Origin of the sequence: Bacillus sp. FSL W8-1141, from assembly GCF_038593205.1 — a bacterium.
Lineage (GTDB): Bacteria > Bacillota > Bacilli > Bacillales > Bacillaceae > Bacillus > Bacillus altitudinis.
In genome coordinates this window covers 3,512,223-3,537,433 of sequence record NZ_CP151973.1, presented here as the reverse complement: position 1 = coordinate 3,537,433, position 25,211 = coordinate 3,512,223, and the positions used below count along the sequence as shown (strand labels likewise).

At 41.3% G+C, this 25,211-nt stretch carries 27 protein-coding genes; 18 read left to right on the top strand and 9 right to left on the bottom strand.

Going from position 1 to position 25,211, the window contains the following annotated elements; all coding sequences use genetic code 11:
- The first annotated feature begins 137 nt into the window (after window positions 1-137).
- The 4 genes from NSQ52_RS18225 to NSQ52_RS18210 all read left to right on the top strand — a co-directional run bounded on the left by NSQ52_RS18225 (window position 138) and on the right by NSQ52_RS18210 (window position 3,031).
- The gene (locus NSQ52_RS18225) at window positions 138-1,025 is read left to right on the top strand and encodes a LysR family transcriptional regulator (protein ID WP_008345526.1); all 888 of its coding nucleotides are present in this window, start codon (window positions 138-140) and stop codon (window positions 1,023-1,025) included.
- A 17-nt stretch (window positions 1,026-1,042) separates the two neighbouring features.
- Complete coding sequence (gene thiM, locus NSQ52_RS18220; protein ID WP_135009544.1) at window positions 1,043-1,867, top strand: hydroxyethylthiazole kinase; 825 nt, start codon at window positions 1,043-1,045, stop codon at window positions 1,865-1,867.
- The gene (gene thiE / locus NSQ52_RS18215) at window positions 1,854-2,543 is read left to right on the top strand and encodes a thiamine phosphate synthase (protein ID WP_058337078.1); all 690 of its coding nucleotides are present in this window, start codon (window positions 1,854-1,856) and stop codon (window positions 2,541-2,543) included. Before thiM ends, thiE begins: the two co-directional genes overlap by 14 nt.
- A gap of 113 nt (window positions 2,544-2,656) precedes the next feature.
- The gene (locus tag NSQ52_RS18210; RefSeq protein WP_008345523.1) at window positions 2,657-3,031 is read left to right on the top strand and encodes a nuclear transport factor 2 family protein; all 375 of its coding nucleotides are present in this window, start codon (window positions 2,657-2,659) and stop codon (window positions 3,029-3,031) included.
- A gap of 25 nt (window positions 3,032-3,056) precedes the next feature.
- On the opposite strand, the gene NSQ52_RS18205 is transcribed toward NSQ52_RS18210, so the two are convergent.
- From NSQ52_RS18205 to NSQ52_RS18190, 4 genes are all read right to left on the bottom strand, one after another.
- Window positions 3,057-3,395, bottom strand: coding sequence for a DUF4288 domain-containing protein (locus NSQ52_RS18205; RefSeq protein WP_017360152.1), 339 nt, complete (start codon window positions 3,393-3,395; stop codon window positions 3,057-3,059).
- A gap of 302 nt (window positions 3,396-3,697) precedes the next feature.
- Window positions 3,698-5,236, bottom strand: a complete 1,539-nt coding sequence (locus tag NSQ52_RS18200) for a cation acetate symporter (protein WP_327871989.1) — start codon at window positions 5,234-5,236, stop codon at window positions 3,698-3,700.
- Window positions 5,233-5,547 (bottom strand): DUF485 domain-containing protein, encoded by a 315-nt coding sequence (locus NSQ52_RS18195; protein ID WP_342473723.1) that lies wholly within the window; start codon window positions 5,545-5,547, stop codon window positions 5,233-5,235. The genes NSQ52_RS18200 and NSQ52_RS18195 overlap by 4 nt, the downstream gene beginning before the upstream one ends.
- Window positions 5,548-5,882: 335 nt before the next feature.
- Window positions 5,883-6,554 carry a hypothetical protein gene (locus NSQ52_RS18190; protein WP_047946595.1) on the bottom strand — a complete coding sequence of 224 codons (672 nt, stop codon included), beginning with the start codon at window positions 6,552-6,554 and terminating at the stop codon, window positions 5,883-5,885.
- Between the two features lie 741 nt (window positions 6,555-7,295).
- Here NSQ52_RS18190 and NSQ52_RS18185 point away from each other — a divergent pair.
- Window positions 7,296-8,423, top strand: coding sequence for an aspartate phosphatase (locus NSQ52_RS18185; protein ID WP_342473721.1), 1,128 nt, complete (start codon window positions 7,296-7,298; stop codon window positions 8,421-8,423).
- The gene (locus NSQ52_RS18180) at window positions 8,413-8,697 is read left to right on the top strand and encodes a hypothetical protein (protein ID WP_342473720.1); all 285 of its coding nucleotides are present in this window, start codon (window positions 8,413-8,415) and stop codon (window positions 8,695-8,697) included. Before NSQ52_RS18185 ends, NSQ52_RS18180 begins: the two co-directional genes overlap by 11 nt.
- 341 nt (window positions 8,698-9,038) lie before the next feature.
- On the opposite strand, the gene NSQ52_RS18175 is transcribed toward NSQ52_RS18180, so the two are convergent.
- The 3 genes from NSQ52_RS18175 to NSQ52_RS18165 all read right to left on the bottom strand — a co-directional run bounded on the left by NSQ52_RS18175 (window position 9,039) and on the right by NSQ52_RS18165 (window position 10,828).
- A complete protein-coding gene (locus NSQ52_RS18175) occupies window positions 9,039-9,707 on the bottom strand; it encodes a glycosyltransferase family protein (RefSeq protein WP_342473719.1) in 669 nt (222 codons plus the stop codon).
- Window positions 9,700-10,389, bottom strand: a complete 690-nt coding sequence (locus NSQ52_RS18170) for a class I SAM-dependent methyltransferase (RefSeq protein ID WP_342473718.1) — start codon at window positions 10,387-10,389, stop codon at window positions 9,700-9,702. The genes NSQ52_RS18175 and NSQ52_RS18170 overlap by 8 nt, the downstream gene beginning before the upstream one ends.
- A gap of 298 nt (window positions 10,390-10,687) precedes the next feature.
- Complete coding sequence (locus tag NSQ52_RS18165) at window positions 10,688-10,828, bottom strand: anti-repressor SinI family protein (RefSeq protein WP_008345506.1); 141 nt, start codon at window positions 10,826-10,828, stop codon at window positions 10,688-10,690.
- Window positions 10,829-11,283: 455 nt separating this feature from the next.
- Here NSQ52_RS18165 and NSQ52_RS18160 point away from each other — a divergent pair, with 455 nt between their 5' ends.
- Both NSQ52_RS18160 and NSQ52_RS18155 read left to right on the top strand, forming a co-directional pair.
- Window positions 11,284-11,667 (top strand): GtrA family protein, encoded by a 384-nt coding sequence (locus NSQ52_RS18160; protein ID WP_342474121.1) that lies wholly within the window; start codon window positions 11,284-11,286, stop codon window positions 11,665-11,667.
- A gap of 26 nt (window positions 11,668-11,693) precedes the next feature.
- Window positions 11,694-11,951: a hypothetical protein gene (locus NSQ52_RS18155; protein WP_008345502.1), complete on the top strand. Its 258-nt coding sequence runs from the start codon at window positions 11,694-11,696 to the stop codon at window positions 11,949-11,951.
- Window positions 11,952-11,985: 34 nt separating this feature from the next.
- Here NSQ52_RS18155 and NSQ52_RS18150 read toward each other — a convergent pair whose 3' ends face one another.
- On the bottom strand, window positions 11,986-12,831 hold the full coding sequence (locus NSQ52_RS18150) for an AraC family transcriptional regulator (protein ID WP_008345501.1): 846 nt from the start codon (window positions 12,829-12,831) through the stop codon (window positions 11,986-11,988).
- Between the two features lie 175 nt (window positions 12,832-13,006).
- On the opposite strand from NSQ52_RS18150, the gene NSQ52_RS18145 reads away from it, so the two are divergent.
- The 8 genes from NSQ52_RS18145 (at window position 13,007) to qoxD (ending at window position 22,280) form a co-directional block, all read left to right on the top strand.
- Window positions 13,007-14,191 (top strand): galactokinase, encoded by a 1,185-nt coding sequence (locus NSQ52_RS18145; RefSeq protein WP_342467662.1) that lies wholly within the window; start codon window positions 13,007-13,009, stop codon window positions 14,189-14,191.
- Entirely contained in the window at window positions 14,191-15,183 is a 993-nt protein-coding gene (gene galE / locus NSQ52_RS18140; protein WP_017368288.1) for a UDP-glucose 4-epimerase GalE, read from the top strand. The genes NSQ52_RS18145 and galE overlap by 1 nt, the downstream gene beginning before the upstream one ends.
- 31 nt (window positions 15,184-15,214) lie before the next feature.
- Window positions 15,215-16,735 (top strand): UDP-glucose--hexose-1-phosphate uridylyltransferase, encoded by a 1,521-nt coding sequence (galT, locus tag NSQ52_RS18135; RefSeq protein WP_342473716.1) that lies wholly within the window; start codon window positions 15,215-15,217, stop codon window positions 16,733-16,735.
- 7 nt (window positions 16,736-16,742) lie between these two features.
- Complete coding sequence (locus NSQ52_RS18130; RefSeq protein ID WP_035389879.1) at window positions 16,743-17,825, top strand: aminopeptidase P family protein; 1,083 nt, start codon at window positions 16,743-16,745, stop codon at window positions 17,823-17,825.
- A 513-nt stretch (window positions 17,826-18,338) separates the two neighbouring features.
- Window positions 18,339-19,295, top strand: a complete 957-nt coding sequence (gene qoxA / locus NSQ52_RS18125) for a cytochrome aa3 quinol oxidase subunit II (protein WP_089374137.1) — start codon at window positions 18,339-18,341, stop codon at window positions 19,293-19,295.
- A 27-nt stretch (window positions 19,296-19,322) separates the two neighbouring features.
- Window positions 19,323-21,281, top strand: a complete 1,959-nt coding sequence (gene qoxB / locus NSQ52_RS18120; RefSeq protein WP_007497822.1) for a cytochrome aa3 quinol oxidase subunit I — start codon at window positions 19,323-19,325, stop codon at window positions 21,279-21,281.
- Complete coding sequence (qoxC, locus tag NSQ52_RS18115; protein WP_007497820.1) at window positions 21,281-21,898, top strand: cytochrome aa3 quinol oxidase subunit III; 618 nt, start codon at window positions 21,281-21,283, stop codon at window positions 21,896-21,898. The genes qoxB and qoxC overlap by 1 nt, the downstream gene beginning before the upstream one ends.
- A 1-nt stretch (window position 21,899) precedes the next feature.
- Window positions 21,900-22,280, top strand: coding sequence for a cytochrome aa3 quinol oxidase subunit IV (gene qoxD / locus NSQ52_RS18110; protein ID WP_007497818.1), 381 nt, complete (start codon window positions 21,900-21,902; stop codon window positions 22,278-22,280).
- A 77-nt stretch (window positions 22,281-22,357) separates the two neighbouring features.
- Here qoxD and NSQ52_RS18105 read toward each other — a convergent pair whose 3' ends face one another.
- Window positions 22,358-22,621 (bottom strand): spore morphogenesis/germination protein YwcE, encoded by a 264-nt coding sequence (locus tag NSQ52_RS18105; protein ID WP_008345491.1) that lies wholly within the window; start codon window positions 22,619-22,621, stop codon window positions 22,358-22,360.
- A gap of 475 nt (window positions 22,622-23,096) precedes the next feature.
- Here NSQ52_RS18105 and NSQ52_RS18100 point away from each other — a divergent pair, with 475 nt between their 5' ends.
- Together NSQ52_RS18100 and nfsA are read left to right on the top strand one after the other, a co-directional pair.
- The gene (locus tag NSQ52_RS18100; protein WP_008345489.1) at window positions 23,097-24,308 is read left to right on the top strand and encodes an FtsW/RodA/SpoVE family cell cycle protein; all 1,212 of its coding nucleotides are present in this window, start codon (window positions 23,097-23,099) and stop codon (window positions 24,306-24,308) included.
- A 110-nt stretch (window positions 24,309-24,418) separates the two neighbouring features.
- Window positions 24,419-25,168: an oxygen-insensitive NADPH nitroreductase gene (gene nfsA / locus NSQ52_RS18095; protein WP_017368283.1), complete on the top strand. Its 750-nt coding sequence runs from the start codon at window positions 24,419-24,421 to the stop codon at window positions 25,166-25,168.
- Window positions 25,169-25,211 lie beyond the last annotated feature (43 nt).

Below are 25,211 nucleotides of genomic sequence, written 5' to 3'. Positions count from 1 at the left end.
TTGTTCACTGTTTCACAAAAACAACACAACGTTCTAATCGGTGAGCTTACTTTAAAGTGTACAGCACGTTCTATTATAGGTAAAATACATATATCGAATAGTTAGTATTCCTTTTGTCTATAGAAAGGGTGAACCATGTGGACATCAGACATTTAACATATTTCTTAGAAGTGGCACGGTTAAAGAGTTTTACGAAAGCATCGCAATCGCTCTATGTGTCGCAGCCGACCATTTCCAAGATGGTCAAAAACCTAGAGGATGAGCTAGGTGTGCAGTTGTTTTACCGTAATGGCAGACAGGTTGAAATGACAGATGCTGGACAAACCATGTATACACAGGCGAGTGAAATCACACAATCCTTTCAGAATTTAACGAGTGAATTAAATGATTTAATGAATGTGAAAAAAGGACATATCCGAATAGGACTGCCTCCCATGATTGGATCAAGCTTTTTCCCAAATGTGATGGGGGAATTCCGCCAGCAGTATCCAGATGTCACCTTTCAATTGGTGGAGCACGGCTCCATTAAAGTAGAGGAAGGGGTAGAGGATGGATCATTAGATATTGGTGTCATTGTTCTGCCTGCAAATGATAAAATTTTTCATACATACACCATCATTAAAGAGAATATGAAGCTTGTCACCCATCCATCACATCCGATGGCAGGACGTGATGAGGTTCATTTGGCTGATTTAAAGGAAGAGTCTTTTATTTTCTTTCGAGAAGATTTCGTTCTGCACAGCCGAATCTTAAATGAATGTATGAATGCGGGATTCAGGCCGAACGTTATTTATGAAACGTCACAATGGGATTTCATCAGTGAAATGGTTGCTGAGAACCTTGGAATCGGGCTTCTACCTGAACGGATTTGCCGTGATCTAGATCCTGATAAAGTGAGGATCATATCCTTAAATCCGTCTATTCCGTGGCATTTGGGTGTCATTTGGCGAAAGGACCGCTACTTGTCCTTTGCTGCAAGAGAATGGTTAAAGCATACAAAATCCTATGTGTGGGATGCAGAGTAAAAGGGAGGACGATACAGATGAAATTAAGCTGCGTGTCTCATCTTTTGGAAAAGGTTCGAGCGGAAAATCCGCTTGTCCATAATATCACCAACCAAGTTGTGACGAACTTTACAGCGAATGGACTGCTTGCTTTAGGTGCTTCTCCAGTCATGGCAAATGCCAAAGAAGAAGTGGCAGAAATGGCGCAATTAGCGGATGCACTTGTGCTGAATATCGGCACACTAACAAAGGATACGGTGGAGGCGATGGTCATTGCTGGACAAGCGGCCAATGAAAAAGGTGTACCGGTTCTATTAGATCCTGTTGGTGTTGGTGCGACAACGTTTCGGACGAGTGCGGCGAAACAGCTGTTACAGCAAGTGGACATCACTGTTGTCAGAGGGAATGCTGCTGAAATAGCTCATTTAATTGGAGTGAATGGCTGGCAGTCAAAAGGGGTTGATGCAAAAGGGGCAAATGGAGATGTATCGTCTTTAGCAAAGCAGGCGGCAAAAGCCCTTCAAACCGTTGTGGCGATTACGGGAAAAGTGGATGTCGTGTCAGATGGAGAAGAGGTTCTATCTATTCATAATGGACACGAATGGTTAACCAAGGTGACAGGGACTGGCTGTTTACTCACCTCTGTCATAGGGGCATTTTGTGCAACAGGGGAACGGCCAATTCATGCGTCGGCATCAGCTCTGCTGTTTTATGGTGTCGCTGCAGAAAAGGCAGCTCAGCAGACAGAAGAGAAAGGGCCAGGCACCTTTCAAATCGAATTGTTAAACACGCTATCCAATACAAATGGTCAAGATGTGATCATGTTAGGGAAAATAGGGGGAGTTTTGCATGACGAAGGTTGATCAGCAGCTAATCAAACAGCAATTATCGGTTTATTTTATTATGGGAACAGCGAATACAAGCCGGCATCCGCTTGATGTGGTGAAAGAGGCCATTCAAGGCGGGATCACGATGTTTCAGTTTCGTGAAAAGGGTGAAGGTGCTCTGCAAGGTGAAGAAAAGAAAAAAATCGCTCAACAGATTCAAGCACTTTGCCAAGAAGCGAATATCCCCTTTATCGTAAATGATGATGTACAGCTTGCAATAGATCTTGATGCAGATGGTGTCCATGTTGGGCAGGAAGATACACTTGCACAAGATGTACGGCAAAGAATCGGGAATAAAATATTAGGCGTGTCCACGCACAATCTAGATGAAGTGAGGCAAGCGATGAAGGACGGGGCAGACTACGTTGGGATGGGTCCAGTCTATCCTACAGAAACAAAAAAGGATACACGCAGTGTCCAGGGTGTTTCTTTAATCAACGAAGTACGTCAACACGGTCTTCACATTCCTATTGTGGGCATCGGCGGTATCACGTATGAAAATGCGGCACCAGTCATCCAAGCGGGAGCCGATGGCATTAGCATCATCAGCGCCATTAGCCAAAGCGCTGATCCGAAAAAAGCTGCGGAAGAACTAACATCTCTTGTCGGGTCAGAGAAAGCAGCTCTTTCATCTGTAAAAGACATGGATTGACTCATCCATGTCTTTTTTTATCTGCGTGAAAAATAGACAGTAGAGATACAATTGTGTACAATCTAATTGTTCGATTGTTTTCGAAATGACAGGTAAATAAAGGAGAATGAATGATGGAAGTGCTCGATACGTATTTTCGCCGATATGATGAAGCGGGAAAAGGGCAAGAGCAAATGAACGAATTGTTGGCATTGTTTTCAGATGATGTCATGATTGTCTTAAATGGTGCTGAAAAGCCTGGCATCCAAGCGTTCACACAGTTTTTGAACACATTTTTCCACGTACATGAAGACATTAAGCATATGTGGGATGGCTGGGTGAAACGTGAAGATGGAAAGTATGAAACAAACTGGGCTGTTTGCGGAAAGTTAACAGACGGTCGTGTATATACAGCAGAAGGCATTGATATTGCGGAGCTGGATGATCAAGGAAAGATCGTTTATTTAGAAAACGTTCCGAAAAACCCAGAGTTATTCCAGCGATATTAAGAAGCCGGCAGAGCAGCCGGCTTTTTTATTTGTCTAACGAATAAGCGTCAATCGCTTCTTTAGCAGATGTTTCTTGATCAAAAAGAAGATATCGGCTGTACACTTCGCTTAAATGCAGGGGACCTTCGTCTAAGTTTTCAACTAGCTCAAAAATATCTAGTACGGCTACTAGTTTTGTGGTTGTTTGTCCATGATCTCCATTTTCAAATGTCTCATCTGGAAAATGGTCTTTGACGATTTGTTTCACTTTTCGATTGTTTTTTGCTCTCACTAAAATGATTCGTTCCTCAAAGATTTTATCCGGTCTCACCTTTGGTGAGGAACTAGATTCAAATAATAATTTTGCTGAGTACAATTTATGCATATGTTTCACTTCTTCCTTGTGGGGTGACTTTCCCAGTATATGTTTAAAATGATAACATAGGAATAACAAGAGGATTGAAGTCTATGGGGGTAATAGGGTTGAAAAGAATCATTGATAACAGAGGAGAAGTTCATGAAATTCTGCTGATCATCATCACATGCTGTTCGTTGATCACGTTGAGGAAATGTGACAAGTTAGAAAGATATAAAGAGAGATTAAAAGGCCAATTTATCCCATATTGAGTACAGTTTTGAAATAGCAAGAACACTGAAAAAGCCGGCAGAGCAGCCGGCTTTTTCTCATCAATCTGTATCCATATGCATACCTGTGTGTGCTTTTACTTGAATTTCTGTAAAGGTGTCTTCATCTGCTTTTTCAGAGGAGGAAATGGTGCCTAAGTAAGCCGCAAGGAATCCGAGCGGGATCGAGATAATCCCAGGGTTCGATAGTGGGATAAGCGGCTCTCCTGTGAAAATGGCTGCCCCTGAGGGGTCCCAGACGCTTGGGCTGAGTGACACGATCAGGAGTGCGCTCAGAAGACCTGTTAAGCTTCCTGCGATAGCACCTGTTGAGTTAAATCGTTTCCAAAAGACAGTGAAGATAATCAACGGTAAATTCGCACTTGCTGCCACTGCGAAGGCAAGTGACACAAGAAAAGCGACGTTTAGGGATTGGGCAAATAATGCAAGAATGATGGAAAGGATGGCCACGCCGATAGAAGCAAAGCGTGCCGCCTTCACCTGTTCCTGTTCACTCGCTTTCCCTTTGCGGATAATCTGGCTATAAAAGTCATGAGCAAAGGCAGACGCGGCGGATAAAACGAGACCGGTGACCACTGCCAGTATAGTCGCAAAGGCAATAGCGGAAACAAAGGCAAATAATAAATCTCCCCCTAGGGCCTGTGCAAGCAGTGGTGCTGCCATGTTTCCTGCTGCATCGGCTGCCGTAATTGCATCTGTTCCGACAAAAGCAGCGGCACCGAAGCCGAGGAAAACCGTCATTAAATAAAAAATCCCGATGATCCACGTAGCGGATAGAACAGATTTACGCGCAGAAATGGCATCCTTTACCGTATAAAAACGGATCAAAATATGCGGCAAACCTGCTGTTCCAAGCACAAGTGCAAGGTTCAGAGACAGGGTCTCTAAAGGCACATCATATTTATTTCCCGGGTGAAGAAAAGCTTCACCAAGCGGGGTCGCTGTTTTCATCTGTTCAAACATCTTCAGCAGACTAAAATCAAACTTGGCAAACACAAGCAGCGAAATAATCAGCGTGCCCAGCATGAGAAGCACAGCTTTCGTGATCTGTACCCAGCTTGTTGCGATCATGCCGCCAAACACGACATAAATGGTCATCAAGACACCTACGATCAGCACCGCAATCCAGTAATCAATGCCAAGAAGCAGCTTGATTAATGCACCTGCCCCAACAAGCTGCGCAATCATATAAAAAGTTGAGACTGTGATTGTGTTAAATGCGGCTACCCCTCGAATGGCAGGACGCTTAAATCGTGCAGCAATCATATCAGCCATCGTATATTTTCCTAGATTTCGCAGTGGTTCAGCCACGACATAAAGGACGACAAGATACGCTACAAGAAAACCAATACTATAGAAAAAGCCGTCAAATCCATTTAAGGCGATCATGCCGGCGATCCCTAAAAATGAAGCAGCAGACATATAGTCCCCGGCAATGGCAAGGCCGTTCTGAAACCCAGTCAGACCGCCGCCTGCTGTGTAAAAATCACTCGCATTGCTTGTTTTTTTCGCAGCAAAATACGTGATGACCAATGTGAGCCCTACGATCGCTATGAATAAAATAAAAGCGGTCATACTCATTCGTCATCACCTCTGGATTCAACTTTTAAAGCGCTTACATATTTGTCGAACTGAGCTGCTTTTTTTGCATAAAGCCCACATAAAACCCATGTCATCACAAATTGCGTGAGGGCAAATAACCAAGCCCACGTGATCGCTCCAATTGCTGGCTTGTTCAAAAAGGTGAAGTAGGATGTAGCAACCGGAAGTGAAAAGTAAAAGAGAAAAAAGAAAATCGTCATCGGTACGATAAATCTGCGTTTTTCCTCAAGAAGTTTTCGAAAATCCTTTGAAGCGGCAACCTTCTTATAATGAACGTTTTTGTCTGCCATTGTTTCCTCCTTTGTACGAATTAGGGACAAGGTACTCCAATGCATATGAGCCGATCTGGTTGTTTATGACAGTATATCATAAAAAAGGCACCCGAAAAGGGTGATTAGCCTGATCAATTGTGGATATAAATATTGGGAAAATGAAAATAAACACAAGAAGCTGGAAATCAAATATAAGATCAAAGAAAAAAACTCTGTGATATCCATTGTCACATAGTCTGTAGATTCGATTTAGCAAATGAAACATTTGAGGTCATGATACGTTGGCATATTAACATCAAGAATTACATTACATAAACATGTAGAGAAGCAGGCTGATGGAACCTGCTTCTTTTTTAATATTTTTTCCCGAGACGTGTCGTATGTGTAACTGTTTTAACATGCTTTTTACGCTTTGAATCTTTGTAGACAGATAGGACAAATTTGTTGTTCCAGTAACCATTTTTCGGGCTGTAGTATGTTTTGAATGTGTAATGAAAGACTTTTTGACCTGTTGATCCTGAAGCTGAAGTTACTGCTGAAGCGATTAAAGCTACTGCTTTCAGTGTCAAGACTGCGCCAGCTATAGCACCGGTCCCTGTTGGTATTGCTAAGATCGCACCTGTCACAACAACTATGATAGCAACAGTGATGTTGAATTTATTTTTAAAGTTTTTTACAAGTCTCCATTGGTAATCTTTGTTTGACTTTGAGCTAACCTCACCGTCATCATTGATCAATTCTTTGCCAGCTTCTTTAAACTCCTCTAACTCTACTAGTTCATTGTTAATACGGAGTTCTTCTTTTGCCCGGTCATAAGAGACGCTATCTATTTGTTCACCATTATCAATCGTTATTGTTTGAGTGCTGCCTTTCACTACAGAATTGAAAGTATGTAGTTTGCCTTCAATTTCAGTTTGATAAGATTCTTTAATTTCTTGAGGTTCTAGGGTTACTGCGGCTACGGTTTGTAATGGAACTGTTAAAAATAGCGTCAGGCCTAAAAGTCCGATTATGAACTTTTTCATTTTGGATATTTCCCCCTTGTTTTTTGTGCAATAATAAACATATGGATAAAAAATGCTTTTCTTTTAAAAAAAGTTAATTGAGGAGTGATTGATGTGTTTTGGAATTGGGTAGTAGGCATGATCGGGATAATCATAGGGGCTTGTATCTTTGCAACGGAGTTCGAAGATGCTACTTTCTTCACTCGCTTTATTTTCAAGCTTATTGCGATTTTACTTCTTGTGTTTTCAGTGGCTTTTATTAAGTGGCGGCGTAAAAAAATACAACAGCATAATAATTCATAGTGCTCCCTCCTTTTTTGACATGTTTTCATCCTATCATTGATTGATTTACATTTGGGAATTCGTTGGAAAATTTCTTTTTGGGTTGCGGTGACCGCAACTTAGGTTCTTTTTAGGAGGAGAATGTATGATGACGGTAATATCAGTATTGATGATGTTAAATGGTGCTTGTTATTTTGCTGTTGTTTTCTTTTTACTAAGTGTCCCATTCATCAATATGGTCATCACTGGATAATAAAGAACAGGCTGAAGAGCCTGTTTTTTTGTTATTTAAAATACATGGCGCCTATTTCAAAAACACCAATGCGATTGCGTATAAAAACCGATATGTCTTGTGCCCTACTTGCTTAAAAAGTGCTTGCGCTATGCCGAAAATTTTACATATAAATGGGTAAATAGGGTTTTATTAGGAGTTATTGTGCTAACATTTATTAAAAATTGGTTTTCTAGGGGGGATTGTAGATGGCGTCTATACCGTCTCCAGTTGTAGCGATCAAGATAAATGAATGGTATAAGCAAATAAAAAGATTCAATGTTAAAGAGGCTCAGAAGCTAAGAGAAGAGGTTAGAAAAGAAATCGATGTCATGGAAGAAGATGAACAGGCGGTTCTTTATTTTCAGTTGATGGAGTTCCGTCATCAATTGATGACAGACTATGTGCAGCCTTCTAAAGAACCACTTGAAAAATCGGATTACTTGAAAGCTGTAGAAGGACAAGGCAAGAAGATGTCAGCCATTCTTGAATACTATTTTAATTTTTTTCAAGGAATGTATGAATTTAAAAAAGGTGAGTTTATTAGAGCTATTGTGTTCTATAAGCGCGCGGAAAAGCGCCTGGAGCAAGTAGGGGATGAGTTAGAAAGAGCTGAATTTTATTACAAATTATCAGAAGTGTTTTATCACATGAAACAGACACACGTATCTATGTATTACGTTGGTCTTTCTTATGATACTTATAAGGCACATAAGAGCAATTCCCTTTATATGATTCGAGAAATTAATTGTCTAACTGTTATGGCAGGTAATTTCATTGATTTTGAATGCAGAGAAAAGGCGCTTCCTCATTTATTGTCAGCTTTAGAAAAATCTAAGGCAATGTCTAATAAGCCAATGATTGTAAAGTCATTATTTAATATTGGGTGTTGTTATAAAGGAGTAGGTGATTTTAATAGGGCACTAGCTTATTTTAATCAGGTTATTCTAGAAGGAGAGCCTATTAATGCTACAGAGTTGCTTTTGGTTTATTATGAATTATCGTTATTTCATTTGAGTCAAAAGGAATTTATTGAGGGTGAAAGATTTTTCAAAAGAGGCTGGGAAGAAGCGAAGAATAGAAAAAATGATCTATTTTTATCGTTACTGATGGTATTGGAAAATTTATTTTTAAAAACAGCAAACTTAAGTGAAGTCATGAGCTCATTGGAAAAATTAGAGAATGAGAGGGGTTATCCATACATGGAAGACCTAGCGTTCGAAGCGGCTCGGTACTATAATGAGAATGGGCGTATGGATGAATCTGTAAAAATGTATGAAAAAGTGATGTACGCCCGAAAACAAATCCAAAGGGGCGACTGTTCATATGAATTTTAAAACGGTTCTTACTGGTTTTTTGAGTGCTTCAACATTGCTAGGTGTGATCTCATTATCATCTGTCGATTTTGATGTGAATTCAAGAAATGCTACTTCTCCAGAATCCACTGATCTGACTGTAAGAAATGCTACAGGCAGTAGCGTTACTACTGAGGATTTTCCTCTTAAAACTTTATCTCAACAAGATAACGATTTTGCTGTGAGGAATGGAACCCGTTCTAGTGAAAATCCTGATGTTCGTTTTGGAACCCGTGATTCTAGATTATCTACTTGATGAATCAAACAGACCTTTAGGGTCTGTCAGGCTGTCGAGAAAATCTCGACAGCTTTATTGTCCCCATTAAAACTTACATCTCCCCATTTTATAATAGAGAAAAGCATATACAACAACGGATCGGAAAGGTTATCGGTTCTACAAATCAGATCCGAAAGTATGAGCTCCGTGTCCTTTTCTTGAAAGCTGCACAAGATCTCAAAAGCACCAAAAGGCCATTTCAAGACATGTGTGGGAGGCCTTTTTCATTCATTCTCACCTAACATCATGAAGTGGAAAATAAAAAAGAATGTAGAAAAACATGAGTTTCTCTACATTCTGGGCACCCGAAAAGGTGCTTTCTACCGATAATGCGCAAGAAATGTTTGTCTTGCTTTTTCATATGCTTCTGCATCAAAATGATCTCCGCATTTGTGAATACACCAGGGCTCCACTTGCCTTGCAATCCCAACCTCATATCCCTGCTGTGCAAACTCAAAAGATTGTGACACATCATAAAAATGAAAGCCGTCTAAGAGGTCCTCACGCCACTTGATATCATATTGTGTTGCCATAAAAAGACCGTCAATAGCAGAAGCTTTGATATAAACTTGGGGCTCTGTCTGTGGATGACCAGATTCAAACGTTAGCAGCTGATAGGTGTCGTGCCGATATTCAATGACTTTCCCTCTGCAATCATGGCTCTCCCACCAGATTCCATTGTCTGGCACACTTTCTGCACCTATTACCCCAAGCATGCCAAGTGACGGATTTTGTAAGAAAAGTGGAATCAGCTCGAGAAGCATATGCTGTTTGACGATGAGTGTATCTTGATGAAGATAAATTTTAAACTGTGCAGGATGAGTGAGAGCTTCATTGTATGCAGAGGCCATACTTGATGCATGTCTAATGGGCAAAACCTCTACATGATACCCGTGCGGAGCAGGAAGTGAAGCGAGCTGCCGGAAGCAAGCTTGGAACATCGACTCATCATTTACACATAAAACAAATAAGATGGTGGGGCTACTCATTGAGTTGAACCGCCTCAACCACGTATTGATAGGCTGTCGCTGCCTCGTTAAAATCAAAACGGATGCCATGTTTTACGAGTAATTCATGTAACTCATTCATGACGCCCGTATAGGAAGGGTGTTGTACACGAATGGTTTCAAGCTCACGAACATGAAACCCGGCTGACTGAAAGAGCGCATGAATTTCGTGAAGGGTAAAGAAGCGTAAATGTGTTTGATCCATTAATCCTGCATCTGTATAAGAAAATCTCCCAGCCAGTAATTCTAAAACCGTTGAAATATGACCAATATTCGGAATGGAAGACAAGATGGCCCCTTCCCTTTTTAGAAAGGGTTTGACCTTTTTTAAAACGGCCCAAGGGTCCAATAAATGTTCAAGAACATCTCCGAAAATGATGCAGTCAAATTGTTCATGCTGATAAGGCAGCGCCATCTGTTCAATATTGCCGCATAAAACATGATCCAGCGTCTGCTCAGCCTGCTTTGCCGCATCTTCAAAAGATTCAATTCCATATATGGTACGGTCTTGTTGTTTTAGGACTTTGCCAAGCTGGCCTGTGCCGCATCCGATATCCAAGATAGACGTCCATTCCTTGCGAATACGATGGACAATCACAGGGTTCACACCGTGATAATATTGATCCTTCTTTTGATGATAATAAGATAGGGAATCTGAACTCACGCGCCACCCACCTTTCTTCTTTCTTGTGTCTTATGCTTAATATATGGGTGGGGAGCTTGGTTTTATAACGAAAATGGGCAATTTTCATGAATGACAGCTAAAAAGGGGTCATATAAAGAACAGGGAACGGACTGTCCTCCTAAAAATAGAAAGACAGAACCCCATTGAGTGGAAGGGATTGGTATGATGAGGTGTTCAATTATTGTAGCGTATCGTCATGAAAGGATGTTTAAAAGGTCAATTGACAGGTTAGAACTTTAGCCAAAGCAATCTGAAAGACAAAGGATAACGGCGTTGATTACGGTTTGTTTATCATCTTCTGATCACCGTTGGATGTTAAAAAAGCTTGTATTTCCTCGATGCCTAGTCCAATTTTTTTCGCTTCTTGAATCAAATAAACCCACTCTTCGTCAACTCTTCTTTTCACTTGCGTATCCATAATATCCTCCAGTTCAATAAGACATATTCATCTGCAACCAATGACTTGAACAAACCGTCTAGTAACTGTACGTGGTGAATAGAGTACAAAAATAGATTTTTGTCGAAAAATGATGACATTTAACCTATTTTGTAAAATCTATCACCTACCACGTCCCTAAAAAAATGACTAAAAAACCCATAAATATTGAATTCTTACTTCTCATAATAAACAATTGTAAAGTCAGTTAAAAGATTATAAATTAAAATAATGATAAAGACCTAAATCATTTGACTCATATAAACCAATAAGGTTGACATATGCCATCAGCGTGAACAAATTTCATCTTTACAGGACGCACATATTGTTCGTTTGGGAAGTTCTTCTTAAGATGGTATTCTAAAAGAAACAGAATTCACCAAGAAGGAATGAAGAAAGACATGTATAGCCTTTTTCAAAAGTATCAAGAAGTTGTCATGTATCTGATCATGGGTGTGGGTACAACCATTGTCAACATAGTCAGCTTCTATTTATTCGTTGAGATGTTTTCTATGGATTACAAAACAGCAACGGTTGTTTCATGGGTATTTGCTGTGCTCTTTGCTTATATCACCAATAAGAAGTATGTCTTCAAGCAAAAGGCTCATGACACAAAAAGCCTGATGCGTGAGCTTTCTTCATTTTTTAGTGTCCGTCTCATGTCTCTAGGTGTAGATCTGGGGCTGATGATTTTATTTGTGAGCCAAATGGCGCTCAACGAAACCGTCGCAAAAATTCTTGTTAACTTTGTGATTGTCGTGGTCAATTATGTCGCCAGTAAATGGTTCGTCTTCAAGAAAACAAAAGAAGATGCGATTTAACACATGAAAAAGATAGGTGATGTGAAATGAGCAGCAGGCCAGACGAATTATATGATGCCATATATCAACAAACAGAAAAGCAGCATGAACAAGTGTTGAGGCTAGTCAAAGAAATGACCGCACATCCAGAAGCATTTTCTGAACAAGAAAAGGAAAAGATCAACCGAATGGACATTGCGCTTCAAACAGCAACGGACATTTTAGAAAATTTAATGACCCCTGATACGCAAATGACCATTGTTTTAAGACAAGGGAGAATTCGTGTTGACCTAACGAAAGCGTAAAAGAAGCAGCCAATTGAAAAGCGGCTGCTTTTTATTATGCATCGCTTGTTTCCCGGAGTTGCTTTGGAGACATGCCGATTTTCTTTCGAAAGACTTTATTCAAGTAATTCGCATTTCGGTAGCCGCACTGTGTGGCGATTTCTTCAATCGAGTATTTCGTTGTTTTCAGTAACGTTTCCGCCTTTTCTAAACGAATATTGGTTAAATAATGAATCGGTGTGAAGCCAGTTGCCTTTTTGAATTCCCTCGTAAAATGACTTTTGGATAAACGTGCCGCAGCTGCCATATCGTCAGGCCCAATCTCCTCGTGAAAATGGTGGCTTGCAAATAAGGCCGCTTGGACGATGGGCTCAGGCCATTTCTCCATTTGTCCCTCAAGCTTTGGCAAATATGAATACAGTTCCATGACAAATTGATAAGCAAGGCTAGACCCCTCAAATGGATTGGTAATCCGTCTTTCACTGGCTTCATCATAAATCTTCTTTAGCAGGCGGATCGGTTTGGAATTCGGATGAAAACGCATGACCTGCTTTCCTTGATCGATAAATTGATCAAAGCAAAGGTCACAGGCTTCCCCATAAAGTGTTAAATAGAGAAATTCCCAATGTTCACTGTCTTCTGGAAAATAGTATTGATAAGCACTGGGGCTTTTCACCAGAAAGGCCTGTCCAGGCAATACTTTGAATCGTTTCTGTCCGATTTCAATCATGCCGTGTCCAGACAGTGTGAGCTGAAAGATGCACTTGCCCTGATCCTTCCGCTCTACGCCATTCCAGCTGTATAACGAAGATGATTGAACTTCCCAGCCAACAGACCAGATTTGGGCCGGCAATGTCACATCAGAATGGTGAAAACGAAATGCAAATGCTTCTTTCTTCAAATTGGAAACCCTCCTTCACAGCAAAAAACAACCTTTTTCTATTTTGAATCATGGTACACCTCATATCACATCGTACCATTCACAGCAAAAAAAGGGTATTTTTTAACGATTTTTTTACCATTGAACTTCAGCTGACGGGGCAACTAAAATAAGATTATCAGAAGAGAAAAGGGGAATGGATATGATCGACACATTACGAGCAGCATTTCACCAGCAATTTGGAGATCAGGAAGAACTCCGCTATTTTTTCGCCCCAGGCAGAGTCAATCTGATTGGTGAACACACAGATTATAATGGGGGCCATGTCTTTCCATGTGCACTTACCCTTGGTACATATGCTGCGGGAGCAAGACGATCAGATGGACGCGTCAGAATGTATTCCTTGAATTTTGAAGAAGAAGGTGTGAAAGAGTTCGACCTTTTTGAAATCGCTTTCTCAGAATCGGACGGCTGGGCGAACTATCCGAAGGGAGTATTCCAACAGTTTATCGAAGCAGGTATGGATGTGAAAGAAGGCTTTGATATTGTGTATGCCGGCAATATCCCAAATGGTGCAGGCCTGTCCTCCTCTGCCTCTATTGAGCTCGTCACGGCTGTCTTGATCAATGAATGGTCGTCATTCGGCGTAACGCAAATCGACCTAGCCCTTCTTGCGCAGCGTGCTGAAAATGAGTTTATTGGCGTGAACTGCGGCATTATGGATCAATTTTCAATTAGTCTTGGAAAAGAAGGTCACGCTATTTTGCTCAATTGTGACACGCTTTCCTTTGAATACAGCCCATTTCGGCAAGAGGGTCTGGCACTTGTCATTGCCAATACAAATAAAAAACGAACACTTGCAGATTCCAAATACAATGAACGCCGTTCAGAATGTCAATCTGCTTTAAACGATCTTAGAAAAGAACGAGATATTGCGCATTTATGTGAGCTCACGATGGATGAATTCGCTAAGCATGAACATTTGATACAAGATGAAACGTGTAGAAGACGTGCAAGACATGCCATCACGGAAAACGAGAGGACCATGAAAGCAGTAAATTTTCTGAAAGATGATAAAATGGAAGAACTAGGTGCACTCATGAAGGCATCTCACCTTTCTTTAAAGAATGATTATGAAGTCACTGGGCTTGAGCTAGATGCACTGGCTCAAGCCGCATGGCAACATCCAGGAGCGATTGGTTCTCGTATGACAGGTGCTGGCTTTGGGGGCTGTACCGTCAGCATTGTGAAAGAAGAGCTGCTGGACTCATTTATAGAAGAAACAGGTGCGATTTATCAAGAAAAAACAGGCATTCAAGCCTCTTTTTACACAGCTGGAATTGGAGGCGGCGCTAGAGAATTAACGAAGGAGGACATTTGATGGCAATTTTAGTATGTGGAGGAGCAGGTTTTATTGGCAGTCATGCGGTAGCGGCTCTTTTGGCTAAAGGAGAACAAGTGGTGATTGTGGATAATTTGCAGACAGGTCATAAAGAGGCAGTCGTAAAGGGTGCCGTATTAGAAGAGGGAGATTTAAGGGATCACGCTTTTTTAAGACGTGTTTTTCAAACACATGACATTGAAGCGGTCATGCACTTTGCGGCAGATTCACTTGTTGGAGAAAGTGTAACAGACCCGCTGAAGTACTATGACAACAACGTCGGAGGGGCAACGGCTTTACTTCAGGTGATGAATGAATTTGATGTGAAACGTATTGTATTCTCTTCAACTGCTGCGACATATGGTGAACCAAAGCGTGTACCGATCGTTGAAACGGATGAGACGAACCCAACAAATCCTTATGGGGAAACGAAGCTCGCAATTGAAAAAATGCTGAAGTGGTCTGAGCAGGCATATGGTATCGAATACGTTGTGCTTCGCTATTTTAATGTAGCCGGTGCTCATACAGAAGGGATTGTCGGTGAAGATCATCAGCCAGAAACGCATTTAATCCCAATTATTCTGCAAGTGGCCTTAGGAAAACGTGATCAAATCATGATTTACGGTGAGGATTATGAAACAGAGGATGGCACATGCATTAGAGACTACATTCATGTTATGGATTTAGTAGAGGCGCACATTCTAGCGGTTGAGCGTCTGCGTGAAGGAAAAGGAAGCGCGACGTACAACTTAGGGAACGGCACAGGCTTCTCTGTGAAGCAGGTCGTAGAAGCCGCAAGAGAAGTGACGGGTCATGCCATTCCAGCACAGGTGGCAGAAAGACGTGCGGGTGATCCAGCTAAGCTGATTGCTTCATCAGAAAAAGCGCTGAAAGAACTAGGATGGAAGCCGCAATATGCAGATCTCCACACCATCATTCAAAGTGCATGGGATTGGTTTCAGAAACATCCAGATGGCTATCAAAGTGAGTAACGTGTAGCAGGCAGGGGAGGAGACAAAGGGAATGGCGATTGATATTTTTGAAAAGCTAGAACAGCTGATTCAATACGGGATCAATAAAGAGCTAATATCACCACTAGATATGGATTATACAAGGAACCGGCTGCTAGAGGTGCTTGGTCTCGATGATGCTGAGCCAAGAACAGTCTCAGGAGACAGCGACCTTGAAGACATCTTAATGCCGATGCTCGATTGGGCAGTTGAAACAGGTCTTATTCCTGACGGGACAGATACGTATCGTGATTTATTAGATGCCAAAATCATGGGCTGTTTGGTGGCACCTCCGAGTGTCATCTATGCAAAGTTTGAAGAGAAACGCAAGCATTGCGGACCAAAGGCAGCGACAAGCTGGTTTTATGAAATGCAGCAGCATGCCCACTATATTCATACAGGCAGAATCGCCAAAAATGTGCAGTGGTTTACACCGACAGAAGATGGTGAGCTTGAGATCACGATTAATCTATCGAAACCGGAAAAGGACCCAAAAGCGATCGCTGAAGCCAAAAAGCTTAGTCAAAAGCAATATCCTCTTTGCCTCCTTTGTAAAGAAAACGTTGGGTTTGGGGGACGCATCAATCACCCAGCAAGACAGAATCACCGGATTATTCCGGTGACACTTACAAATGAGTCGTGGTTTATGCAATTCTCGCCGTATGTGTATTACAACGAACATTGTATTGTGTTCAAGGGCGAGCATGAACCAATGCAGATATCTAAAAAGACCTTCGAGCGTCTGCTTTCCTTCATATCTATATATCCGCACTATTTCATAGGATCAAATGCGGATCTTCCCATTGTTGGAGGCAGCATATTAAGTCATGACCACTTTCAAGGTGGTGCTCATGAATTTCCGATGGCGAAAGCAAAGATGGAAGAAGTGTTTTCTCTCGAAAAGTTTCCGAGGGTGAAGGCGGGTATTGTGAAATGGCCGATGTCAGTGATCAGGCTTCAAAGTAGCGACCAGCAGACGCTTGCGGAGGCAGCGGATTTTATATTACATGAGTGGAAAATGTATTCAGATCCAGAAGCGGGGCTGTTCTCTCATACAGGAGAGACCCCGCACAATACCATTACACCAATCGCACGTCGTCAAGGGGATGAGTACGAATTAGATCTCGTGCTACGAAATAATCGTACAGACAAGCAGCACCCCGACGGAATCTTCCACCCGCACAAAGAAGTTCATCATATTAAAAAAGAGAATATCGGATTAATCGAAGTCATGGGTCTCGCCGTGCTTCCTGGAAGATTAGCAGAGGAATTAAGCCTGCTAAAAGCGGCGTTGCTATCCAAACACCCTCTTGAAGAAATCAAAGCCTGCCCGTCTATCATGAAGCACGAGTCATGGGCAGAGCGTCTGATCGAAGAGAATACCTTTACGAAGAACAACGTAGAAGCCATTTTACAAAAAGAAATCGGCCTCATTTTTTCTCGTATACTCGCGCAGGCGGGTGTGTTTAAAAGAACAGAGCAAGGGAAAACAGCATTTAAACGTTTCATTCAAACACTCCATACAGGCAGGTGATGAGTTGATGATTGAACAGGTAAGAACTTTAATGGAAGAAAAACAACTCGACGGTGTTCTGATTCAAAAGCGTAATAACTTTTCTTGGCTTACAGGAGGAAGAAGAAACCACATTGTGTTAAACACGCCAGAGGGCGTTTGTCAGCTACTTGTGTTGAAAGACGATATTGTCCTAGTTGTGAATCAAATGGAAGAAAAACGAATCATTGAAGAAGAAATGGCGTATTTTGACCATCCCTTTCAAGTCGTCACAATGGATTGGTTTGAGGATGAGACTCCTTACATTCAAACACTCATAAAAGACAAACGAATCGGTGCGGACATTCAAATGGAAGGAGTGGAATGGATCGAACCTGATTTGTCTCGTGTTCGATCGATCCTTTCAGCGCCACAGCTCAGCCAATATGAAACCCTTTGTCATGACACAGCTGTTATTGTAGAAAGTGTCTGTCAAGAAATCGTTCCAGGACAGACGGAGCATGAAATTGCTTCGCTTGTTGCTCAAAGAGCGATCGGGCAGGGGATGACGATAGAAGTGCTGCTTGTGGCGACAGATGACCGGATTCATCAATATCGCCACCCGATCCCAACAGAAAAAGCACTTCAAAAGCATGCACTGGTTGTCCTTTGTGCTGAACGGCATGGACTCGTGGCAAATGTCACAAGATCCGTTTACTTTGGACAGCTACCAAAGGAGCTTGAAGAAAACAAGGAAAGGCTTGCGCGAATTGACACGGTCATGAATGCGGCTACTCGTCCAGGGAACACCATTGGAGATGTATTGAAGGCCGGCATTGCTCAATATGAAAAAGAAGGATTTCCTGATAGCTGGAAAAAGCTTCACCAAGGTGGCAAGACTGGATTTGTGTCTAGAGAGATCATTGCAGTTCCTACATCGGTGGAAGAGATCCAGCTTCATCAAGTATTCACTTGGAATCCTTCCTTACCAGGATTGAAATCAGAAGATACGATGGTCGTCGAGAAAGAAGGAAATCGCTTTTTAACCTATACAGGCAAGTGGACGTATATAGACATAGAACATGAAGGAAGCATCTATAGACGACCAGACATTTTGGTGAGAGACGAATAATGAGAAGCCGGCGATGAGCCGGTTTTTTGCTGGAAGTCTTTAGTGAGTTTCCACTCATTTTTCACCATTACCAATCATTACAGCGCATAGGCGGAGGATCGATACTTTCTTTTCTTGTCGACTTGCGTTAAAATGAGTAAGGTTTTTGTTAAATATGGGGATACCTATTTCAGAATTGTTTACCTAGATAAAATTTCATAAAGTTAAATTGAAATTTGACCAAACTTTTTTATTGTGGTAAACCTAAATTTGACAAAGTTCTTGATTGTATGTCCTTTGCCTTCAACTCTCAACTTTTCAAAATCCTAGAAATTTATTGTGTGTGCAATAATATAAATTTATGGCGAATTTATGACATTTCAATAGAAATCTGTTGAAAAATAAATGAACTTTTGAAAAAAGGGGAGCTAACTCCAACAGATTTTGATAGCATTACAAAGGGAAGAAAAGTTTTCGAAGGCAGATGGCTTTTCACAATTATTCAGCAATTTATACATTATTTAAGGAAGGATGGTGATCTTCTTGTTCAGAGCCATTAAACCTATGCTTTTATTAGCGATGCTCGTGAGTGTTTTTGTATTAGGAGGTTGCAGCAATATCGCTGTTTTAGATCCTAAAGGACCAGTCGCAGCACAACAAAAAGACTTAATCCTATTATCTATTGGATTCATGCTCTTTATCGTTGGTGCGGTATTTGTACTGTTTACCATCATTTTGGTTAAATACCGTGAGCGTAAGGACGTTGGAAACGCCTCTTATAACCCAGAACTACACGGGAATACGCTTCTAGAAGTTGTCTGGACAGTGATCCCAATATTAATCGTTGCTGCCCTTTCAGTTCCAACTGTAAAAACCATTTACTCTTTGGAAGAGGCGCCTCAAGCAACAAGTCATAAAGATCCACTTGTCGTTTATGCTACAGCAGTTGATTGGAAATGGATCTTCAGCTATCCAGAGGAAAATATTGAAACAGTGAACTACTTAAACATTCCAAAAGATCAGCCGGTTTTATTCAAAATCACTTCCGCTGATACAATGGCATCACTATGGATTCCTCAGCTAGGCGGGGAGAAGTATGCGATGGCTGGAATGGAAATGGAACAATATCTTCAAGCTGATGAAGTAGGCACATATGAAGGAAGAAACGCCAACTTCACAGGCGAAGGCTTTGCTCAGCAAAAATTCAAAGTCAATGCGATGACGCAGTCTGACTATGATAAATGGGTAAATAAAACGAAAAAAGAAGCACCAAAGTTAACGAAGAAAACGTATGACTACTTGATGCTTCCTGATGCTGCAGATGTGCAGACATTCTCATCAACACATTTATCTTTTGCGAAGCACGGAGAGGATTCTGAATATGCACTCCAAGCACGCAAACGTTTAGGTTACCAATCAGTTTCTCCGCATTCCAAGACAGATCCTTTCGAGAATGTGAAGAACTATAAAAGAAAACTAGAAAACGAATAAACTGACTAAGGAAAGGAGGAGGCCGTTATGCATTTAAAATGGGATGAGTTTTTTGTAACTGGAGACCCATTAATTCTTGGTGCGCAAATTTCTATCGCTCTTACTTCCATTGCTATTGTGTTTGTTTTAACCTACTTCAAAAAGTGGAAATGGCTCTGGAAAGAATGGCTGACATCAGTTGATCATAAAAAGCTTGGAATCATGTATATCCTTGCTGCTGTGATTATGTTCTTCCGCGGTGGGGTAGACGGACTGATGATGCGCGCGCAGCTGGCGCTTCCTAATAATACGTTTTTAGATTCAAACCACTATAATGAAATTTTCACAACGCATGGTACGATCATGATTTTATTCATGGCGATGCCATTCTTAATTGGTTTAATCAACGTCGTGGTTCCTCTTCAAATTGGTGCACGTGACGTTGCATTCCCGTATTTGAACAACTTGAGCTTCTGGACATTTATGGTCGGAGCAATGCTGTTCAACATTTCCTTCGTTATTGGAGGATCACCAAGTGCAGGCTGGACGAGTTACATGCCGCTCGCCGGAAATGATTTCTCACCAGGACCTGGACAGAACTACTACTTGCTCGGGCTCCAAATTGCAGGTATTGGTACACTAATGACAGGTATTAACTTCATGGTGACCATTTTAAAAATGCGTACAAAAGGTATGACGCTTATGCGTATGCCGATGTTTACATGGACAACATTGATCACGTCTGTCATTATCGTTTTCGCATTCCCTGTTTTAACAGTTGCTTTAGCACTTATGACATTCGATCGTTTATTCGGTTCAGCATTCTTTACACTCGAAGCGGGCGGTATGCCAATGCTTTGGGCGAACCTTTTCTGGATTTGGGGACATCCTGAGGTATATATCGTTATCCTGCCGGCTTTCGGTATTTTCTCAGAAATCTTTGCGACGTTCTCAAGAAAACAGTTGTTTGGTTACAAAGCGATGGTTGTATCGATTGTGGCAATCTCTGTTCTTAGTTTCCTTGTGTGGGTTCACCACTTCTTTACAATGGGGAACAGTGCAGCGGTTAACTCATTCTTCTCGATCACAACAATGGCGATTTCTGTACCAACAGGTGTGAAAATCTTTAACTGGCTCTTTACAATGTATCGAGGCCGTATCAGTTTTACTTCACCAATGCTTTGGGCACTTGGTTTCATCCCGAACTTCGTAATCGGTGGTGTGACTGGGGTTATGCTTGCGATGGCAGCTGCGGATTACCAGTACCATAATACGTACTTCCTTGTATCCCACTTCCACTATGTATTAATCGCAGGTACTGTCTTTGCATGTTTTGCTGGTCTTGTTTTCTGGTATCCAAAAATGTTTGGTTACAAGTTAAACGAAAGAATCGGCAAATGGTTCTTCTGGGTATTCATGATCGGATTTAACATCTGTTTCTTCCCGCAGTACTTCTTAGGACTGCAAGGAATGCCAAGACGTATTTATACGTATGGACCAGAAGATGGCTGGACTGCACTAAACTTTATTTCAACAATTGGTGCATTCATGATGGGTATCGGATTCATCATCCTTTGCTATAACATTTACTACAGCTGGAGACACGCGAAACGTGAAGTGTCTGGAGACAGCTGGGGAGAAGGACGTACACTTGACTGGGCGACATCTTCTGCAATTCCGCCGCATTATAACTTTGCAGCACTTCCAGAAGTGACGACACCAGATGCATTCCATCATTGGAAGCAAAACAATGTAGACGTTCATCCTGAAAAAGAATTCAAGAAAATTCACATGCCGCACAATTCAGGCAGACCGTTGATCATGTCTGCATTCTTCGGACTTGGTGCATTCGGTCTTGTATTTGAATGGTACTGGATTGGCGTTATCGGCTTAATCGGTGTATTCGCAACAATGATTTTACGTTCATTTGAATATGACGATGGCTACTATATTCCTGTTGAAGAAGTGATTGAAACAGAGAAAAAGAATAAGGAGGCGCAGAAGTAATGGGACATAATGATAGCAGCTATGCAAATGCACCGCTTGAATATCAGTCTGAAACAGGACGTTTAAACATCCTTGGTTTCTGGATATTCCTTGGCGCGGAAATCGTGTTATTCTCAACACTTTTTGCGACCTACTTTGTTCTTCATGGCAGAACAGCTGGCGGCGTTTTGCCAGCTGAGCTATTTGATATGAAGCTTGTATTGATCATGACATTCCTGCTATTGGTGAGTTCATTTACATGTGGGATTGCCGTTCATGAAATGCGCCGTGGAAGTACAAAAGGGGTTGTCATTTGGACGATTCTGACACTGCTTCTAGGTGCAGGTTTCGTTGGTTTTGAGATTTTCGAATTCTTCCATTATGTACATGAGGGTGCGAGCATCCATACAAGTGCATACTGGTCTGCATTCTTTGTTCTTTTAGGAACTCACGGATTACACGTATCCATCGGTATCTTCTGGATTACAGGTGTCTTGTTCCAAATTAAAAAACGTGGATTAACACCACAAACAGCAGCGAAGATCTTTATCTCAAGTCTATACTGGCATTTCCTTGATGTTGTATGGATTTTCATCTTCACAGCTGTGTACTTGATTGGATTAGGGGGGCTTTTGTGATATGGCTGGAAAAACACATTCCTCAGCAGAGCACGAACACTTCCCTTGGAAACATGTAGTCGGCTTCATCCTTTCCATTGTGCTAACCATCTTAGCATTCTGGATTGCTATCGGAGCTGAAATTGGCAGTTCCGCAAAACTATGGATTATCTTTGGTTTTGCCTTCATTCAAGCATTCTTGCAGCTGTTCATGTTTATGCACATGACAGAGAGTGAGAACGGGACTGTTCAAGTCGGAAATACTTTGTTTGGTCTGTTCTGTGCGATCATTTTCGTCATCGGGTCTGTTTGGATCTTCGCGGCTCACTACAGCCACGGAGAGAACAGCAAAGACGGTTATTCACCATCTGCGCCAAAGCAGTCTGAGCATTCAGAGAAATAATAAAAAACCACTCATCTTTCATAGGTGAGTGGTTTTTATGCTGATTGTGATAACGCTTCCAATTGATGATGCAATATCTATCTGCTGCTGAATCTTTTGCGAATGAATGGAAGTCCATAGATGAGGAATGCTGCAATGTGAGCCAGAATCACGTTAATGGCAAAGAATGCGATCATGAAGGTATGTCCTGCTGGAGATAAACTGCTTGTCATGTAAAGACCGAAGAAAATCCACATAATCATGATGGGTGGAATAGATGCTAATGCAATCTTTCTGTTTTCCAACCATAAAAACAGGGGTGTAGCTGTTGCAATACATAGGTACGCAAAGAACATATCCATCGTATCCAACTCCTTTGTAAGTTGATGTTCAATTCAAATGAGAGGTCAGGATGCAATTGTGTCTGTTTTTAGGAGATATTGTGAACATTTTGTTACAAATATTATACCACAATTGACTTTGAAGTAAACTCAATAATTGGAAAATGGGCCTTATTCCGCAGAAATTGTTTTTTTCTTATACCTCAGTTAAGCTTATGCTGGCAAGATGTTAACCTTTCATATCGCCACATAAGTCATTGAATTTTCCCCTTAAAATCTGTAAAATAATCTTTTTAAAGGACTTATGATCGGTTGTCATGATAGAGTAGAAAGGGATTTTTTCCTATTATTAGGATGAAAAGTATTTCATTTTTTGAAATTAGAATGGAACCTTTCAGGTGTCACTTCCGTCATATTTAAGGTGAGTTGCTTTTGTGAAAATTTCAATCTAATATAAATAAGGGCTTTTATGTTTTGTAATAAGGGTGGTTAGTTCATGAACAAGCAGAATACATCTCCTTACTATCAAGGAGATTTGATTTTTATATTTTTAGCCTTCTTTGCCATCAGTGTCATCGCTATTTATGCTGCGGGACAGTTTGGGCAATATGGATCTAATGCATGGACCAGACAGATCATTTACTACATGGTCGGGGTCATCTGTATTGTGGCTATTAATTACTTCGATCTGGAACAATTAGAAAAGTTAAGCTTATATATTTTTATAGGCGGCATTATGCTCTTAATTCTTTTGAAAATTGCTCCTGCACAAATTGCAGGTCATGATTTTGCTCCAATTAAAAATGGTGCAAAAAGTTGGTTTGTGTTACCGGGAATTGGAACATTTCAGCCTTCAGAGTTCATGAAAATTGGTTTGATTATGATGCTCGCCTCTGTCATTGGGAAGGCAACCCCAAGAGGAAAACGAACATTAGAAGATGATATTTTCCTACTATTAAAAATTGCCGGCGTGGCTGCTGTACCAGTCGGACTCATCTTTTTGCAAGATGCAGGTACGGCTGCGGTATGTATGTTTATTGTCGTTGTCATGGTCTTTTTATCAGGGGTCAACTGGAAATTGATCTCTCTCATTGGTTCAGTGGTTGTGCTTTTAGTTGCCGCTGTGTTAGCCGTGATTATTCTATTCCCTGATTTCGCACAAAAGATCGGGATTCAGCAGTATCAGATCAACCGGATTACCGCTTGGCTTCCTGATAGTTCTTCGACAGCCAACCAAGCCCAGACACAGGATGCATCTGGATCGGATAAATATCAAGTTGAGCAAGCCATTATGGCAATTGGGGCAGGACAAATTTTCGGGAACGGTGTTAAGAACTTAAAAGTGTATGTTCCAGAAGCTCAGACAGATATGATTTTCTCTATCATAGGGGAAGCTTTTGGTTTTGTCGGCTGCGCATTTGTGGTCATCATGTTCTTCTTCCTGATTTATCGGCTTGTTGTGCTGATTGACCGTATCCACCCTTATAGCCGGTTTGCGTCATTTTTCTGTGTAGGATATACAGCATTGATTGTCATCCATACATTCCAGAACATTGGTATGAACATAGGCGTCATGCCTGTAACGGGGATACCGCTCTTATTCATCAGCTTCGGGGGAAGCTCTGTTTTATCTGTTCTTATTGGATTTGGTATCGCCTATAATGCAAGTGTTCAATTAACGAAATATCAAAGTTATTTATTTAAATAAAACGGGTAAAGGGCAGTCTAAGCGTAGGCTGCCTTTTTGGCGTGAGTTCTAACTTTTGAAAAGTAATATTCATTTGACTTATGATAGTAGGAGTGAAGGAGGTCTTCGAATTGAATAAAACGATAGAAACCATTTTAAATCATCGGTCCATCCGTTCGTTTACAGATGAGCGTCTGACAGAGGAAGAAGTGCTGACACTTATCAAAAGTGCACAGGCTGCTTCGACATCAAGCTATGTACAGGCGTATAGTATCATTGGTGTAACAGATCAGGAGAAGAAGGCGAAGCTTGCTGAACTGGCTGGAAATCAGCCATACGTTGAGAAGAATGGGCATTTTTTTGTTTTCTGTGCAGACTTGAAACGCCACGACTATATCGCAAAAAAAGCAGGAAAGAACCATCAAGAAGCGCTTGAGAATACTGAAGCCTTTCTTATCAGTGTGATTGATGCGGCGCTCGCTGCGCAAAATGTCAGTGTCGCCGCAGAATCTATGGGACTTGGCATCTGCTATATCGGCGGACTGCGTAATCAGCTGAAGGAAGTATCCGAGTTACTTGAAACGCCTTCCTATGTGCTGCCGCTATTCGGTCTGGCCATAGGACATCCTGCCAATCCATCATCTCAAAAGGAACGGCTGCCCGTTGAGCTGATCTACCATGAAAACACATATCAGCAAGACGAAGCTCATGTGGATCGTTATTTAAAAGAATACGATGATCGTATTTCATCATATTATGAAGAACGAACAAACGGTGAGAGAAAAGATACATGGTCTGAGCAAATGCTTCGAGGCTTTAGCCAGCCAAAACGTGCTTTCCTCGGAGATTTTGTGAAAGAGAAGGGCTTTAATCGAAAATAAATCAGGAAATCCCCCTTTCGAGTGAGAGAGGGGGATTTGTGTA

What these genes read in the sequence shown, in the direction of transcription:
- thiM (WP_135009544.1), top strand. Translation starts at nt 1,043, where the DNA reads ATGAAATTAAGCTGCGTGTCTCATCTTTTGGAAAAGGTTCGAGCGGAA.
- thiE (WP_058337078.1), top strand. Translation starts at nt 1,854, where the DNA reads ATGACGAAGGTTGATCAGCAGCTAATCAAACAGCAATTATCGGTTTAT.
- NSQ52_RS18210 (WP_008345523.1), top strand. Translation starts at nt 2,657, where the DNA reads ATGGAAGTGCTCGATACGTATTTTCGCCGATATGATGAAGCGGGAAAA.
- NSQ52_RS18205 (WP_017360152.1), bottom strand. Translation starts at nt 3,395, where the DNA reads ATGCATAAATTGTACTCAGCAAAATTATTATTTGAATCTAGTTCCTCA.
- NSQ52_RS18200 (WP_327871989.1), bottom strand. Translation starts at nt 5,236, where the DNA reads ATGAGTATGACCGCTTTTATTTTATTCATAGCGATCGTAGGGCTCACA.
- NSQ52_RS18195 (WP_342473723.1), bottom strand. Translation starts at nt 5,547, where the DNA reads ATGGCAGACAAAAACGTTCATTATAAGAAGGTTGCCGCTTCAAAGGAT.
- NSQ52_RS18190 (WP_047946595.1), bottom strand. Translation starts at nt 6,554, where the DNA reads ATGAAAAAGTTCATAATCGGACTTTTAGGCCTGACGCTATTTTTAACA.
- NSQ52_RS18185 (WP_342473721.1), top strand. Translation starts at nt 7,296, where the DNA reads ATGGCGTCTATACCGTCTCCAGTTGTAGCGATCAAGATAAATGAATGG.
- NSQ52_RS18180 (WP_342473720.1), top strand. Translation starts at nt 8,413, where the DNA reads ATGAATTTTAAAACGGTTCTTACTGGTTTTTTGAGTGCTTCAACATTG.
- NSQ52_RS18175 (WP_342473719.1), bottom strand. Translation starts at nt 9,707, where the DNA reads ATGAGTAGCCCCACCATCTTATTTGTTTTATGTGTAAATGATGAGTCG.
- NSQ52_RS18165 (WP_008345506.1), bottom strand. Translation starts at nt 10,828, where the DNA reads ATGGATACGCAAGTGAAAAGAAGAGTTGACGAAGAGTGGGTTTATTTG.
- NSQ52_RS18160 (WP_342474121.1), top strand. Translation starts at nt 11,284, where the DNA reads ATGTATCTGATCATGGGTGTGGGTACAACCATTGTCAACATAGTCAGC.
- NSQ52_RS18155 (WP_008345502.1), top strand. Translation starts at nt 11,694, where the DNA reads ATGAGCAGCAGGCCAGACGAATTATATGATGCCATATATCAACAAACA.
- NSQ52_RS18145 (WP_342467662.1), top strand. Translation starts at nt 13,007, where the DNA reads ATGGATATGATCGACACATTACGAGCAGCATTTCACCAGCAATTTGGA.
- galE (WP_017368288.1), top strand. Translation starts at nt 14,191, where the DNA reads ATGGCAATTTTAGTATGTGGAGGAGCAGGTTTTATTGGCAGTCATGCG.
- galT (WP_342473716.1), top strand. Translation starts at nt 15,215, where the DNA reads ATGGCGATTGATATTTTTGAAAAGCTAGAACAGCTGATTCAATACGGG.
- NSQ52_RS18130 (WP_035389879.1), top strand. Translation starts at nt 16,743, where the DNA reads ATGATTGAACAGGTAAGAACTTTAATGGAAGAAAAACAACTCGACGGT.
- qoxB (WP_007497822.1), top strand. Translation starts at nt 19,323, where the DNA reads ATGCATTTAAAATGGGATGAGTTTTTTGTAACTGGAGACCCATTAATT.
- qoxC (WP_007497820.1), top strand. Translation starts at nt 21,281, where the DNA reads ATGGGACATAATGATAGCAGCTATGCAAATGCACCGCTTGAATATCAG.
- qoxD (WP_007497818.1), top strand. Translation starts at nt 21,900, where the DNA reads ATGGCTGGAAAAACACATTCCTCAGCAGAGCACGAACACTTCCCTTGG.
- NSQ52_RS18105 (WP_008345491.1), bottom strand. Translation starts at nt 22,621, where the DNA reads ATGGATATGTTCTTTGCGTACCTATGTATTGCAACAGCTACACCCCTG.
- NSQ52_RS18100 (WP_008345489.1), top strand. Translation starts at nt 23,097, where the DNA reads ATGAACAAGCAGAATACATCTCCTTACTATCAAGGAGATTTGATTTTT.